Consider the following 13,768-nt stretch of genomic DNA (forward strand, 5'->3'; position numbering starts at 1 on the left):
AACGCCGAGGCTGTTGCGTCCCTGGGGGCAATCGCGACAAGGCTGACGGTTTCGCTTCGCTGGAGAGACAAATGACACTTTTGGTCGTGGACGATGATCGCAATATCCTGGAGGTGATGAGCGCCATCCTGCCCTCTCTCGGGTATGAAGATTTCCTCTGTGCCGAAAGTGGCGAAGAAGCGCTGAGCCTGATCCGGGAGGGGCGGCATCAGTTTTCCACCTTCTTCCTCGACATCCAGATGCCGGGTATGGACGGGATCGAACTTTGCGGTCGCATTCGTGCCACGCTGGAACACCGCAATACGCCTGTCATCATGCTCACCGCGATGAAGGACAAGGCGCATGTCGACGCGGCCTTCCTGCGCGGGGCGACGGATTATCTCACCAAGCCGATCGACACGACGGAACTCGGGGCGCGGCTGCGCGTGGCCCAGTTGCTGTTCGCTGAACAGCAACGCTCCATGGACGCAACGCGACGTGAGCAGATTCTGCGGCTCGGCATGAACAGCATCGCCGATGCAGAGATGCGGTTCGATCTCGCCGATCCGATCGCCATCTACGATGTGCCGCGGGTGATCGGTAGCCTCGAACTCGAGAACTATCTGCACCGTCTGTCGCGGATCAAGCGCTTCATGTTCGGGGCCATCGGATTTCGCATCGATAAACCTGAAAGTCTTTTCACGCTCACGACGCCGCTGGAATTCCACGGCATCCTGACCGATGTCGCCGAGGCGATCTTTGAGACGCTGCGCAGTTTCGACGTCATCATTTCCTATCTGGGCAACGGTGAATTCGTGGCGCTTCTGCCGCGCGCCCTGCATTTCGACGTGGAGCAGATCGAACTGGATCTGGCCATGAAGCTGCGGGAGTTCGGCCTGGTCGAAGGCGATACCGTTCCGATGGAACTGCGCGTGAAGGTGGGGACACCGACCAAGATGTCGATGTTCAAAACCGATCCGCAGCACATGATTGCGCGCGCCTTGGCTCAGGTCGATGCCGATAGAACGTCGGGCAGCAAGTTCAAAAGCACTTTCCTTGTCGCGTGATTGAGGCCACTCTCGGAACCGGGCAAGGTGGAAGACTGGAAGGGCTCGGGGGGATTGCATGCCAAACAAATCGCTTTCTGACGCGGCAATCAGACAAAGATTGGCCGAGGCCATCGGGCGTACGCGGCAGAATTTCATTGACGATCTGATCGTGAAGATGCCGGAGATCGAAGGGCTTCAGGCCCGGATCGGCGCATGTCCGGGCGACCGGGACGCGTTGGATCGACTCGCTTTCCTGACCCACCGCATGAGCGGTATCGCGGCAACCGTCGGATTTCCCGAGATCGGGAAACGGGCCGGAGCGATCCATGATCTGGTGTCCAGTTTCGAGCGGTCCGACCGGCATCAGACCATCCTGTCACGCGAGATCGAGACCCTGCTCGATCTTATGGAAGACGCCGTCGTCGACGAAATGTGACACAGACTTTCCTCCGAAGCTGACGTTCCCGGCAAGATGACCCCGAAGATGACCCCTGTGGGGGCCAGAACTGTATCGCTGTTTCGGGGGAGGGCGAGGGGCTGCGCCGCCGCGTGGTCGCGCGGATGTTGTCTTCCATGTCACAGTTGCTGACAGAAAAACATTTGTCATCCTGCTTAACGCTCGGTAATGCACGTTAAGCGCGAGTTGTTCTTTACTAAAATGAAAAAGAGCAGCCTATAATCGGTCGCAAAAGAGCTGAAACGAGCAGAAAATTGCATATGACAAATAAAATGGCGCAAAATGCCGGATAAGAACCGCGTCAAATACATGAACCTGTTGATCGAGGGTGCCTCCTACGCCGCGATTATCGGGATTTGTGTGCTGATCTATCTCGGAGCGATCCGAACGGCTTCGATTGAGGCGACCGAAGAGCAGACCGATCTCATGTATCGCGACCAGTCGGTCATCGCCACACAGATCCAGCAATCGGTCAACAAGAAGCTGTTGTTTGCGCGTGGCCTTGCCGGTGCCCTGTCGCTCTCTCCGGACATCTCGGCGAGGGAATTTTCGGAACTCTGCACGTTCATCAAGACCGAGGATGCATCGGTCGTGAATATGGCTCTGGTGCAGGGCACCACCATCACACATGTCCATCCCTACTCGGACAACAGCACCTTCATCGGGCGCGACCTGGCGGCTCTGCCGGAACAATATGAGGTTCTGCAACTGATCGAACGCACCGGCGAAACCTTCGTGGAGGGGCCGACGCGGCTGTTTCAGGGCTATCAGGGCTTCATCATCCGCGAACCGGTTTTCGTCCGCGGCGGACGGCAGGGGGCGCAGGGCATGATCGGGGTGGCCTCGATCGTGTTCGCGGCAGACCCTTTCATGGAGGAAATCGGCCTTTCCCGATACGCCTCCCTTTACGATATCGCGATCGAAGCCGAGACTGCGCTTGGCAAGCAGGCGCTCATCGTGGGCGATGAGACGACGCAGCAAAATGCCAAGGCCGTCTATGAGTTTCCGTTTCCCGGCAGCACCTGGACGGTTTCAATGGCCCCGAAGGAAAAGGCGCAAATCGCCCCGGCTAAGCTGAGCTTCATCCGACTGAGCGCGCTGATCGGCGGGGTGCTGACGCTGATTTTCGCACGGTATCTTCATAGCCTCAGACGTCGAAACTGGCGCATCGCCACCCAGTTGCGCACGGCGCTGAATGTCGCCCCGTCGGGTTTTGTGATGTTCGACAAGGATGACAATCTTGAGTTGTGCAATCGCCGGTATCGCGATCTGCATGGCGCGGCCTCCGATGCCATCGTGACCGGCGCCTCTCTCGAAAGCATCTTGCGTGCAGGGCTCGAAGTCGGCCTTTACACGGATGCCATCGGCAACGAAGAGGAGTGGCTGGCACGGCAGCTTTTGCGGGGCCCGCAAAAGGGCTCCGGCTTTACCGTGGCGCTGAGCGACGGCACATGGATGCAGCTTCTCGAACATCAGACTCCCGAGGGCGGGCGTGTCGCCATTCTCAACGATATCACCGAAGTCCTGTGCAGTCGCGAGCGTGCCACGCTTGCCGAACAGCGGCTGAACGATGCCATTGATGCGCTGCCTGTCGGGTTCTGGCTGTTCGACAGCGACGACAGGCTGATCATGTTCAACACCGTCGCCGGGGACCGGCTCGACGGGATGAAGCGCAACCTGATGGTCGGGCGGCCTCTGACGGACCTGATCCACCGGCGGCTGGAAATTTCCGACGAGGTGCTCCTCAATGGGGTTCGGAGCGGGGACGAGACAGAGATTCTCTCGGCTTTGACTGGAGAAACCTCCGAGCTTGAAGTGCGCTATAACGGAGACCGCTGGTTCAAATACTTTACCCGACGCACATCCGAGGGCGGGTTGGTCATGTTCCGGGTGGAGATTTCGGATCTGCGCCGCCATCAGCGGGAGCTTGAAACGTCGAACTGTGAATTGCGCGCTGCACTGCGCAAACGTGACGAGGCGGAGGCCCGTCTTCAGGATGTGGCCGATCTGAGTGCGGAGTGGTTCTGGGAACAGGATGCCGACATGCGGATGACCTATGTCTCGGAGGGGTTCGCCCGGATGATCGGCGTCGATCCGGCGGATTACATCGGAAAGCCGCGCAGCTATTTTGTCAAATCCGCCCACGGCAGCGAAGACACGCTCCAGAAACTCGTCGCCAAGATGCAGGCACATGAGCCCTTTCTGGACATCGTCTACAGCTATCATTTCCTCCCGGATCGCCTCAGCTGGATTCGGATCAGCGGCAAGCCGCGCTTCGACGAGCAGGGCGTGTTTACCGGCTATATCGGCATTGCCGAGGATGTGACGAAATTCTATGCCGCCCTGCGGGAAGCGGAACAGGCCGACGAATCCAAGACGCAATTCCTCAATGTGATCAGTCACGAGTTGCGCACGCCGCTGTCGGCGGTTCTGGGCTTCAACAGCTTCGTTGCGAATTTCGAGAAACTGCCGAGCTATGCCGCCCTGCGCACGGCGCTCTCTGAAGGGGGAGATGAAAGCATCTCGACCGCGCTCAAGGGCTTTGAAGCGGATATCGCCCGGTTCACCACGCGGATTCAGGCCTCCGGGACGCAATTGAAAGCGCTGATCGACGATATGCTCGACATCGCGCGTATCGAGGCCAACACCATGCGCGTCAACCACGACAAGGTGAACAGCACCAGGATCGTCGAATCCGTGGTCGACCAGATGCACGCTCTGGCCGAGGAGAAAGGTCTGTCGATCACGCTGGATCTGGTCGGGGCGGATATCCGGGCGGATGAAATCCGCTTCCGGCAGATTTTGACCAATCTTCTGGGGAATGCGTTCAAGTTCACTGACGCGGGGGAGATCACGGTGCGCAGCCGGGTGCAGGGCGACATGGCGATTTTCGAGATCCGGGACACCGGTGTCGGGATCGCCGAGGATCGCATCGGCATCATCTTCGATCGCTTTGCCCAGGCCGCTTCCGGGACCAACCGGAAAAACCCCGGCGTCGGCCTCGGTCTTGCGATTTGCAAGGATCTCGTTGCGTTGCAAGACGGCTGGATCAAGGCGGAAAGCGAACTCGGCGTCGGCTCGACGATGACATTCGCTCTGCCGCTGTGGTGCGACGCGAACTAAGGAATTACACGTCTGGATTGTAATTATTTTTCGCGGGACACATTTTTATCACAAATTAACCATAGCCAGGTTTAAATTCACCTGCAGGATTATCTTTGTGTGAAGGGCATTCTAAAAAGCGTGCGGTAACGGGTCATCCTGAACCAGCGGTTTTGAACAGTTCGGGTGTAATCGTATGACATGTAAGCTCAAATACGGTATGGCTGGCTATGCGTTCGGCGAGGATGCGGCGTGCTTCGCACAGGCCGGCTCCGAGCTGAACAGGGCGCTATGGGACGGGATGTCCGATGCCGTGCTCGTGTTCGAGCGCACGATGGAGGCGCCGCATTACATGAACGCCGCAGCCCGCGACATGCTGGGTGATGGATCGGCGGCACGGGCAGCCGAACATCTCTGCGAAGGCGGTTTTTTTCACGATCTGATGGCCGAGGGCGGTCCTCTGGATCAGGCGCAAACCACCGGAAGTGCGGCCTTCCGCACCCATCCGTCCTTCGGCGACAAACGGTTGAACGGACGCGTGATGGCGACATCGGATGAGCAGGGCAACCGCTATTTCGTTGCGATGTTTCATTTCGAAACCGAACAGGAAAGCGCGGACTGTCTGCGCAGGGAAGTGAATTCCGTCATCACCCATGAATTGCGCACCCCTCTGACCAGCATCAAGGGGGCGTTGGACCTGATGAAATCCGGGCTGGTCGGGCCGCTGTCGGACAAGGCGCAATCGCTTTTGAACATCGCGGGGGCCAACAGCGACCGGATGCTTGCTCTCATTCAGGAAATCCTCGATCTCAATGAAAGCGCTCAGGCGGGGCCGAAACACGAGAGCGAGGACATCGGGGTCGCAAGTCTGCTTGAGGGGCTGGTGGCGACCCATCAGGGTTATGGCGCCTATCACGGAGTCGATGTGAAAATGCGCCCGACCGATGCCGCGCTTCAGGTTCGGGCCGTGCCGGCGCAACTGACCAAGATTCTGTCCAACCTGCTTTCTAATGCGGTCAAGGCCTCCGAATGTGGTCAGTCCGTTGAAATCTGGGCGCAGAAAGCCGATGCGCAGATTGCGGTGTTCGTCCGCGACCATGGGGATGGCATTCCCATGGCATTGCGCGACACGCTTTTCGAACGCTTCACCAAGGCGAGCTGGGACAACAACAAACGCGCCAGCAGTTCCGGTCTGGGGCTGAACATCGTGCGCACGCTGGTCGAACAGATGAACGGCACGATTTCGTTTGAGACGCAAAGCGGTGAGGGCACGACATTCTGTGTCTGCCTGCCGTCCTTTTGATCTCGCTCACGAAGAAGGTCCATGTCCGGGAAGGAAAGCGCCTGTCTTCCAGGAAGGGTTCTTCTGTCAATGAGGATGTGTGGGGCATCTCCGCTCGGTCTGTGATCCCGGTGGAACCAGATGTGTCGTTCTGCGCGAGGAACGACGGCTGGGCGTGAACGATGTGCCCACAGTCACCCTCTGGCCGTCGGCATGGGCGGCGCATCATACGAGCCTTGTCTGGAGCCGGATTGAGTGCCAGCCGGGGAGCGTTGTGCGTCTTGAGAGGCGCGACGAGGAGCTACGCGTGACGACACGGTTCATGGCTTGCGACCGGCCCTTTTCCCGGACGCGGCCATTTCGAGCGCGGGGACGATGTCGATGCGATGCGGCCTGGCATGGTGTTCGAGGGTGGAACAATGCAGCTTCAGCGCCGCAAGATCGGTGTCTGCCCCGCTTTCCAGCACCACTTCCGCCACCGGGACCAGCCCCAGCAGGCGGTGCTCCTGTGCGTGGCAGGCGGCGTCATGTACCGCCGGATGCCGCATCAGCAGGTCCTCGATCTCGAGCGGGTTGACGAGCTTGCCGCCGGTCTTGAACAGCCGGTCGTAGCGGCCGAGGAACACCAACTGGCCATCGCGGTCGCAGACCAGATCGGTGGAGCGGAAGAAACCGTCGGGGCCGACGCCCTCATACTGGTTGCCGGGCTGAATATAGCCCAGACAGACGCTCGGCCCGCGCAGCGCAAGACGGCCGGCCCCATCCGGCAGCCCCTCCTGCGCCACCGGGTCGATGCGCCAGTCGAAATGATCGAACGGACGCCCGACCAGCAGGCCCGCGCCGTGATGCTGGACGGTGCGCATGTGCGAGATGCGCGGTCCGGCCTCGGTCATGCCATAGACCAGCCGGAAGGCGCTTTGGGGAAAGGCTTGCGAGAGCTTGTCGACCAGATCCGCGTTCATGTATTCGCCGCCGGTGGTCACGAGGCGCACGGAGGGGAAGGGCGTGCCGTTCCAATAGGCCAGAAACAGGCGCATCAGCGAGGGCGGACCCTGCAAAACCGTGATGTTTTCGCGCCGGATCGCCGCCTGCACGATGGTCAGCGGCTGACCGGGCAGGAACATGCGCAGCGCAGCCCCGGACAGCAGGGCGCTCACCGAGGCCCCCATCAGCCCGTACATATAGGTCAGCGGCGTGGCGACCGCGATGATGTCCCCCTCGGCAAATCCGAGGTCTTCGACGATGGCCTGGGCCGTGGTCGCCACCCCTTCGGCGCAAAGGGCGACGAGTTTGGGCGTCCCGGTGGTCCCGGAGGTGCAGATCACAAGCGCCTCGTCGCGCGGACCGAAAGGGGGACGGGGCTGCCGACTGTCCGGGAGGTGGGCTTCGGGCGTCTCGTCGGAGAGGATCGCGATGGGGATGGCGATCTCGCGGATGCGCGCAAGGCTCTCGGGCGTTTGCCCGTCGCGCAGCAGGACGGGGACCAGCCCCTTGCTCCAGCAGGCCAGCACCCGCACCAGAAGGGTGACCGGCTCCGCCGACACGAGAAGCACACGGGCAGGCGCTGCGCCGGTGGGACGGTCCGGCAGTTTGTGCGCTTCGGCCTTTGCCCGGGCGACAAGCTCCGTGTAGCTGAGGGTGCCCTGATCGCCGATCAGGGCGGGGGCCGCGGCATGGCGTGCGGCGGTGTCGAGAAAACGCTGCCAGATCATCGGGTGAACTCCTTGCGAAGCGGCGGGGCGAGGAAGCGGAGATTTTCGGGGGAGCTTGCAATCACGGAAGACAGGCTGCGCCAGTACGCCTCGATCCAGGCCCGGTGATGGTCTTCGGGGGCAAGCTCCGCCGGTACTGTGATCGGGGTGCAGCGCAGGGCGATCCGCTCCCCCTCCCAAAGCGCCAGGAACACGAAGCTGTCGGCCTTGAGCTTCCGGGCGAGCGCGGGCAGGCCGACGGAGAACTCCCAGTGTTGACCGAAGCCTTCGACGCCGAGTGTGTCCCGGGTCTGCTTGCCATCGGGGGCGGCAAAGAACACGCCGCCGCGACGCAGTTGCACGGCGCCCCGGAGCAGGATTTGTGCCCGGGCCTGAGGGTCGCGGGGGTTGAGAAATCCCCCCTCTTCGGCGCGCTGCCAGTCCGGCATGTCCTGTGTGTTGGTCACGATCAGGGGCTTGGCAAAGCGGTCGAGCACCAGATTCATCGCGAATTTCGGCGGGCCGAGATGCGCGGCGGCCAGAATGGCACCGCGCCCGGTTCTGGCGGGATCGAGCGCGGAGAGGTCCGGCGGGAGAACGAGATCCATCGCCTGGGCACGGCTGGCGCGGTCATAGAGGTGGACGCGGAGCAATTCGCCCGCCGCGATCCCCCACCAGACCCGGGCGCACCAGTCGCGCCGCTCGGACCGGGTCCCCGGGCAGAAATGTTTCGCGCGTTTCCAAAGCCTGGGATGCGGCGGGCGCTCCTTGGCCATCTCGCGCAACTGGGTGAGCTTGTCGGCGAGCGTGCCGGGGGCGCGAGCGTGCTCCGCCGCGAGGTAGCGCTTGGGCCGGTGGATCAGAGAGAGCACATATATCGGATCAGCCCTCCCAGCGTTGCCAGATCGTCACCCCCCAGCGCTTCGCTGCGCAATTGCAGGCCGGTGACGTCCTCGAGGTCCAGCACGAGGTCCAGCATGGCGATGGAGTCGAGGCCAAGCCCGCCTGCGCCCAGAGGCGTCGTGTCGGTCAGGGTTGCCTGGTCGACTTGCGCGGCCTTGGCCACGGCGTCGAGAATGGCGGTTCTGATCTGGGTGTCATCCATATGGGGTCTCCTGCGTGATCGTAAAACATGGCGAAAAGGTACGTGCAGGGCGGGATGCGGGCGTCCTGGTCGGTGATGTCACGGCAGCTTTGCGAAGCCCGCCACATCCGTCAGGTTCTGTGTGCTGGCCGCTGCGATCTACAACCAGCCGGTGAGCCGTGCCTCCAGCGCTGCCAGAAGAGTTCGGTTGTCGAATTGTGCAACCGCCCGTCTGCGTCCGTCTGCCCCCATGCGGGCGACCGTCTCGGGGGCGTTGGCCAGCGCGACGATGCCGTCGCGAAAGCCTGCTTCGTCATGTTCCGTCACCAGGAGACCGTTTTCCCCCTCGACCACCGCTTCGGGGATGCCCGCGTGGCGGGTCGAGAGCACGGCCATGCCCGAGGCCATGGCTTCCTGGATCGAAGTCGGCAGGCCCTCGGTGTTGCCGTTTCGCGCGGTCACGGAATGTTGCAGCAAAATGGCTGTGCGGGACATCAGGGTACAGACCTCCGAATGGGGCAGGGCCCCGGTGAAGGTGACGCGATCTTGCATGCCGCGCGCTGCGACCAGAGCCTGGCAGGGGGCGGAAAGCGTGCCGTCTCCGACGATCGTCAAATGGGCGTCCGTAACGCGTGTGGCGGCGTCGAGGAAGGCCCGCAGCACCAGGTCGGGAGCTTTTTTTTCGATCAGCCGTCCGACGTAGAGAAAGCTCGCGGATCGTTTCTCGGCGGGATGAAACAGCTCGGTGTTGACGCCGCTTGGGATGACCGCGCTTCTCGGATGGGCGATGTCATGGGCCGCGAGATTGTCGAGCAGGAATTGCGAAACTGCGAAGACGCCGTGCCAGTGGGGCATGCATTTGCGATAGGCGCGCCGTTTGCCCGGATCGCGCAGCAGTTTCGAGGCGTCGTAGCCGCGGAAATACCCGAAAAGGGGCAGGTCGAGCGCACGGGCGAGAGGGGTCAAGGCGACGGCTTCGGGGCCGAATTCGGCGAGAATGAGATCGGGTTTCTGATCGCGAAGAAAGGCTTCGACACGGGACCGCGCCTTGCCGTGCGGCAAAGAGGTGGTGCCATAGCGCGGCAGCTCTCGCAGCGTTTGCCAGAGTTTGCGCGGTGAGGCCTCGAACCGGTTGCGCCGGGACATGTTCGGCTTTTGCAACGGGTTGTCGCCTTTGGCGGTGTTGAACAGCACACAGGTATTGCCGCCGAACAGCTCCGCGATATGCCGATTGACGAAGGTCTCCCCGGCCGCATGATAGGTGCCGGTTGCGATGCAGGCTTTCATGTCCCGGTGTCCCCACGGGTTTGGTCGTGTCGTCGCGAAATAGTATGACGACCGTCCGGCAGGTTTTGACGAGCTGTGCGTCTCAATGGACCTGAAGAGATTGACGTTACGTCAGCAATCTTATGCAATTAGAACGTCACACAGGCGTTTGGCAAGTGTGTTTTGCAGTCTGGTGGAAAGCCGTTGGGCGTCGCGGACTCAACTGTACCAGGTGTCGAAATCTTGGGCATAGACCGCGCGGATGCGGGTCCTGGCCCTTTCGGTCAGCACGAGGGCATGTTTGCGACCGGTGTTCAGGCGCGGCACCTCGCCGACACGGGGCAGGCCAAGCTCCCCGGTGACCCGGTCGTAGACGCTTTGCAGCCCGTCCTCGAAACGGAAGACATGCAGGCCCGGCCAGTTCGTGAAGGCGCTTTGCGGGCGGACATGGTTGTCGTCCCAGAACGGGTATTTGCGAAACTTGGCGAAGGCGCGGTCCTGCCAGACCTCGAAATAGCGGCTCATCTGCCCCGTCGTCATCTCATCGAAAGACCGCCTGCGCAGATAGGGGCCGATCTGTCGGGTGCGCTTGTCCTTGTGACGATGAAAGAACTCGCTGACCATCCGCTTTTCCGGATGCCGCACGATGGCAAAGGCGAAATCGGGGGCGCCATGCGGCACGAGTTTCGCAAGAGCTTCGGCGTGCAGATGTTGCGGCACACAGGGCAGCCAGTCGATTTCTGCGCCAATGGAGCCGAGGATGGGGGTGCCGAGACTGCGCAGCCAGTGATCGACCGATGTTCCGCCGGTTTTCGGAATGTGCATGAACAGGATCAGCTTGCCGTTAATGTGATATAAGGGCATGCCGCCGGGTGCTTTCCTAGGTGCTTCCTGGAGATTTCACTGCGCAGGATACCGTGCGCCCGAAGGCTTGTCACGGCGTTTCCGGAGCCGTTTCGTGCCCGGGTCTTGACCGGCTGGCGCAGGAAGTCCGGAAAATCTGTGCATTTTGCGAAAATCTGTTTCCCCGGCAGGGAGAGCTGTGTTTTCTGATGCAGGCTTCCCCGAAGTCACCCGTTCCGATGCCAAGCCTCGACACCTCGCCAGATGGACCCTCATATGTCACAGCAAAACCACAGCAATCTCGCCGACACGTTTCATGCCCTCGGGGCGCGGTACGGAGCACGTTCCGCCCTCGTTTCCGGTGCGCGCAGCGTGTCCTTCGCCGGGCTCGTGGCCACCTCCGCGCAATGGGCGCGGCAGTTTCAGGCCGAAGGGCTGAAAGCGGGCGATCAGGTCGGGCTGGTGCTGCGGGACAGTGTCGATACGGTGCTCGCGATGGTGGCGATTTGGATGCTCGATGCGGTGGCCGTGCCGATAGATTTCCGCAACCGGGCCGATGAGCGGGGGCGTCTGAGCGAAGAGTTCGACCTGGCAGCTCTTCTTGAAGATCGGGACCTGTCGAATGGTGCCTATCGGTCGATCGCCTGCGATGCGGGGTGGAAAGACACCGCCGCCCGCCATTCGGATGCTCCTGTCGAACGCAAAGGGACCGAAAGCCACCCGGCGCTCATCTCCCTGACTTCCGGGACGACGGGGCGGCCTCTGGGCATCGTCGCAAGTCACCGGACCATCCAGTTGCGTTCCTTCGGATACGGGTTCGAGGCGCATTATCCTTTCGAAGGCAAATTCCTCAACGCCTATCCGCTGTCCTTCTCCGCCTCGCGCAACCATACCATCGGGCAGTTGATGCGCGGGGCGACCGTGTGTTTCCATCCGCCGATATTCGCGGCCGACGAACTGATCGAAAAGGTGAACTCCCAGGGCATCACCTTCCTCTTCGCGGTTCCTGCCACGGTCAAGGCCATGCTCGGCCTGTCGAACGGGACCGGAAAGCCGCTGATGCCCGATCTGAAAATGCTCTATTGCGGCGGCTCCGGCATGGAGGCGCATGACAAGCTGCGGGCCTGGCAGGAGTTGACGCCGGGGTTCCTGCATTGCTTTTCCTCCTCCGTGTCCGGCACCTGTTCGGTGCTCGCCGGGGCGGATGTCGCCAGCCACAGCCACACCGACGGGCGGGTCCTGCCGACCGTGCGGCTCGAGATTGTCGATGAGGACCACACCCCGCTGCCTGCGGGCGAGGTCGGCGCGCTGCGGGTCCGCAGCCATGGCATGGCCGAGGGCATGTACAAGAACCGTGCGCGCGACACCGGCGACAAGATCCGCGACGGCTGGGCCTATACCGGGGATCTTGCGAAAGTCTCGACGGACGGTTTCCTGACCGTGGTCGGGCGCAGCTCCGACATGATCATTCGCGGCGGTGCCAATGTCTATCCGGCGGAGATCGAAACGGTGCTTCAGGCCGTCCCGGGTGTTGCGGATGTCGCCGTCACCGGCTTTGCCAGCGTCGAGTTCGGCGAAGAAATCGCCGCTTTCGTCGTGGCCAAATCCGGCGTGACGGAGGGCGATCTCGCTGCGGAGTGCCGGGTGCAGCTTGCGCCCGACAAGCGGCCGCGAAAATTCATCTTCCTCGACAGCCTGCCGCGCAACACCAACGGGAAGGTGCTGCGCCGGGAACTGCGCGCCTCGCTCGAAAGCTGAGGCGGGAGTTTCAGGCCAGCGGTTCCAGCAGAAGCTGTTCCATCCGCGCGGCCACGGCGCCCGCATTGGCCTGACCGATGTCGCCATGGGTTTCCGACAGCACCTCGACGGTGCGGTTCGGGATGAAGCGCTGCCAGACCGAGGTTTCGCAGGCCAAGGCCTTGGCGCGTTGCTGCGAGGCGATGATCGTCACCTTGCCGGTGTAGGGGGCGGGCCATGCGAAACGATAGGCAACGATCAGGCTGGCACGCGGCAGGATGCGAAACCCGGCGTCCCGGTATTTCCAGAACGCGCCCTGCTTTTTCCGCGAGGCCTTGCGCGCATCGTCCAGAGTGGCGAGCAGGCGCAGGCCACGTTCGATCCGGTCCCGAAGACGGTCGAATGCGTTCGGCGTGCGGGGCGTATAGCGCAGCCGATGCCGCAGCCGGTCGAGCGTATTGGCGTTGCCGGTCTCGATCTTCGACTGAAGCCTGTGCCGGTCGAGCACGCGGCGCGGCGCGCTGGGGTCGAGCAGCACGAGACCGGGCACCTCGCGCCCGGCGGCTTTGAGCTGGGCCATCATCTCGATAGCGATCAGCCCGCCCGCGCAGAAGGCGGAGAGCAGCACCGGCCCGGTTGGGTAGTCACGCATGATCTGCGTGACATAGGCCGCGGCGACGGCGGGAATGTCGCGCGGATAGTCCGTGCGCGTCCGGATGCCGGGGAGCTCGAACATCACGAGCTTCGTGCCCTGCGAAAGACCGGCATAGAATTCGGGACGCGGCGCGGTGTAGCCGCCCTTGCCATGCACGACGAAAATCGGATGCGAGTTCGGAGCGATCTCGGCCTTGCTGTCTTGCAGAAATTCGGAGATGAGGCGGGGCGTGGGATAGTCGAACAGGGCGGAGACGGCAAAATCCTTGCCGGTCTTTTCCTGAATCATCAGGCTGATCTGTTCGCCCATGAGGGAGTCGCCGCCGAGATCGTAGAAATCGTCGTCGAGACCGACGGGAGCGACCTTCATGACATCGGAGAAAATGCCACAGACCAGACGTTCGCGCTCCGTTTCAGGCGGAGCGAAGTCATAAGCGAGCCGGAGCGCATCGCGCGCGGTCGTATCAAGCATGTCCTGCGCCAAACCGTTTCGCCATTGCGACCCCCCGCCTCTGGCCTGTTCTGATGGTTTCGGAGGCTAACGGATGTCAAATTTGCAGGCAAGTTCGGAACGGGGGATATTGTCGTTGATTTGTTTGTACGGCCTGTTGCATCTTCCCTAAC

11 protein-coding genes are annotated in these 13,768 nt (G+C 61.9%); 5 read left to right on the forward strand and 6 right to left on the reverse strand.

What is annotated here, in order from left to right:
* The first annotated feature begins 71 nt into the window (after positions 1-71).
* The 4 genes from CEW89_RS17095 (at position 72) to CEW89_RS17110 (ending at position 5,890) form a co-directional block, all read left to right on the forward strand.
* Positions 72-1,046 carry a response regulator gene (locus CEW89_RS17095; RefSeq protein ID WP_066706131.1) on the forward strand — a complete coding sequence of 325 codons (975 nt, stop codon included), beginning with the start codon at positions 72-74 and terminating at the stop codon, positions 1,044-1,046.
* Between the two features lie 58 nt (positions 1,047-1,104).
* On the forward strand, positions 1,105-1,464 hold the full coding sequence (locus CEW89_RS17100) for an Hpt domain-containing protein (protein ID WP_096806708.1): 360 nt from the start codon (positions 1,105-1,107) through the stop codon (positions 1,462-1,464).
* Positions 1,465-1,767: 303 nt separating this feature from the next.
* Positions 1,768-4,608, forward strand: a complete 2,841-nt coding sequence (locus CEW89_RS17105; protein WP_096806709.1) for a sensor histidine kinase — start codon at positions 1,768-1,770, stop codon at positions 4,606-4,608.
* Positions 4,609-4,783: 175 nt separating this feature from the next.
* Positions 4,784-5,890 carry a sensor histidine kinase gene (locus CEW89_RS17110; RefSeq protein WP_096806710.1) on the forward strand — a complete coding sequence of 369 codons (1,107 nt, stop codon included), beginning with the start codon at positions 4,784-4,786 and terminating at the stop codon, positions 5,888-5,890.
* A 299-nt stretch (positions 5,891-6,189) separates the two neighbouring features.
* Here CEW89_RS17110 and CEW89_RS17115 read toward each other — a convergent pair whose 3' ends face one another.
* The 5 genes from CEW89_RS17115 to CEW89_RS17135 form a co-directional block, all read right to left on the reverse strand.
* Positions 6,190-7,581 carry a class I adenylate-forming enzyme family protein gene (locus CEW89_RS17115; protein ID WP_096806711.1) on the reverse strand — a complete coding sequence of 464 codons (1,392 nt, stop codon included), beginning with the start codon at positions 7,579-7,581 and terminating at the stop codon, positions 6,190-6,192.
* Entirely contained in the window at positions 7,578-8,432 is an 855-nt protein-coding gene (locus CEW89_RS17120) for a hypothetical protein (RefSeq protein WP_066706118.1), read from the reverse strand. Before CEW89_RS17120 ends, CEW89_RS17115 begins: the two co-directional genes overlap by 4 nt.
* The gene (locus tag CEW89_RS17125; RefSeq protein ID WP_096806712.1) at positions 8,420-8,665 is read right to left on the reverse strand and encodes an acyl carrier protein; all 246 of its coding nucleotides are present in this window, start codon (positions 8,663-8,665) and stop codon (positions 8,420-8,422) included. The genes CEW89_RS17120 and CEW89_RS17125 overlap by 13 nt, the downstream gene beginning before the upstream one ends.
* A 138-nt stretch (positions 8,666-8,803) precedes the next feature.
* On the reverse strand, positions 8,804-9,931 hold the full coding sequence (locus tag CEW89_RS17130; RefSeq protein WP_096806713.1) for a glycosyltransferase: 1,128 nt from the start codon (positions 9,929-9,931) through the stop codon (positions 8,804-8,806).
* A gap of 198 nt (positions 9,932-10,129) precedes the next feature.
* The gene (locus tag CEW89_RS17135) at positions 10,130-10,774 is read right to left on the reverse strand and encodes a sulfotransferase family 2 domain-containing protein (RefSeq protein WP_096806714.1); all 645 of its coding nucleotides are present in this window, start codon (positions 10,772-10,774) and stop codon (positions 10,130-10,132) included.
* Between the two features lie 255 nt (positions 10,775-11,029).
* Here CEW89_RS17135 and CEW89_RS17140 point away from each other — a divergent pair, with 255 nt between their 5' ends.
* Complete coding sequence (locus CEW89_RS17140) at positions 11,030-12,511, forward strand: class I adenylate-forming enzyme family protein (protein ID WP_198403448.1); 1,482 nt, start codon at positions 11,030-11,032, stop codon at positions 12,509-12,511.
* A 10-nt stretch (positions 12,512-12,521) separates the two neighbouring features.
* Here the strand turns inward: CEW89_RS17140 and CEW89_RS17145 are convergent, their stop codons facing one another.
* The gene (locus CEW89_RS17145) at positions 12,522-13,616 is read right to left on the reverse strand and encodes a thioesterase domain-containing protein (RefSeq protein WP_096806716.1); all 1,095 of its coding nucleotides are present in this window, start codon (positions 13,614-13,616) and stop codon (positions 12,522-12,524) included.
* Between the last annotated feature and the right edge of the window lie 152 nt (positions 13,617-13,768).

It is taken from the genome of Celeribacter ethanolicus (assembly GCF_002407265.1).
GTDB classification, from domain to species: domain Bacteria; phylum Pseudomonadota; class Alphaproteobacteria; order Rhodobacterales; family Rhodobacteraceae; genus Celeribacter; species Celeribacter ethanolicus.

Bases quoted from the DNA above. Each gene is read 5' to 3' on its own strand.
- CEW89_RS17115 (WP_096806711.1), bottom strand. From the start codon at position 7,581: ATGATCTGGCAGCGTTTTCTCGACACCGCCGCACGCCATGCCGCGGCC.
- CEW89_RS17130 (WP_096806713.1), bottom strand. From the start codon at position 9,931: ATGAAAGCCTGCATCGCAACCGGCACCTATCATGCGGCCGGGGAGACC.
- CEW89_RS17100 (WP_096806708.1), top strand. From the start codon at position 1,105: ATGCCAAACAAATCGCTTTCTGACGCGGCAATCAGACAAAGATTGGCC.
- CEW89_RS17095 (WP_066706131.1), top strand. From the start codon at position 72: ATGACACTTTTGGTCGTGGACGATGATCGCAATATCCTGGAGGTGATG.
- CEW89_RS17135 (WP_096806714.1), bottom strand. From the start codon at position 10,774: ATGCCCTTATATCACATTAACGGCAAGCTGATCCTGTTCATGCACATT.
- CEW89_RS17140 (WP_198403448.1), top strand. From the start codon at position 11,030: ATGTCACAGCAAAACCACAGCAATCTCGCCGACACGTTTCATGCCCTC.
- CEW89_RS17105 (WP_096806709.1), top strand. From the start codon at position 1,768: ATGCCGGATAAGAACCGCGTCAAATACATGAACCTGTTGATCGAGGGT.
- CEW89_RS17125 (WP_096806712.1), bottom strand. From the start codon at position 8,665: ATGGATGACACCCAGATCAGAACCGCCATTCTCGACGCCGTGGCCAAG.
- CEW89_RS17145 (WP_096806716.1), bottom strand. From the start codon at position 13,616: ATGCTTGATACGACCGCGCGCGATGCGCTCCGGCTCGCTTATGACTTC.
- CEW89_RS17110 (WP_096806710.1), top strand. From the start codon at position 4,784: ATGACATGTAAGCTCAAATACGGTATGGCTGGCTATGCGTTCGGCGAG.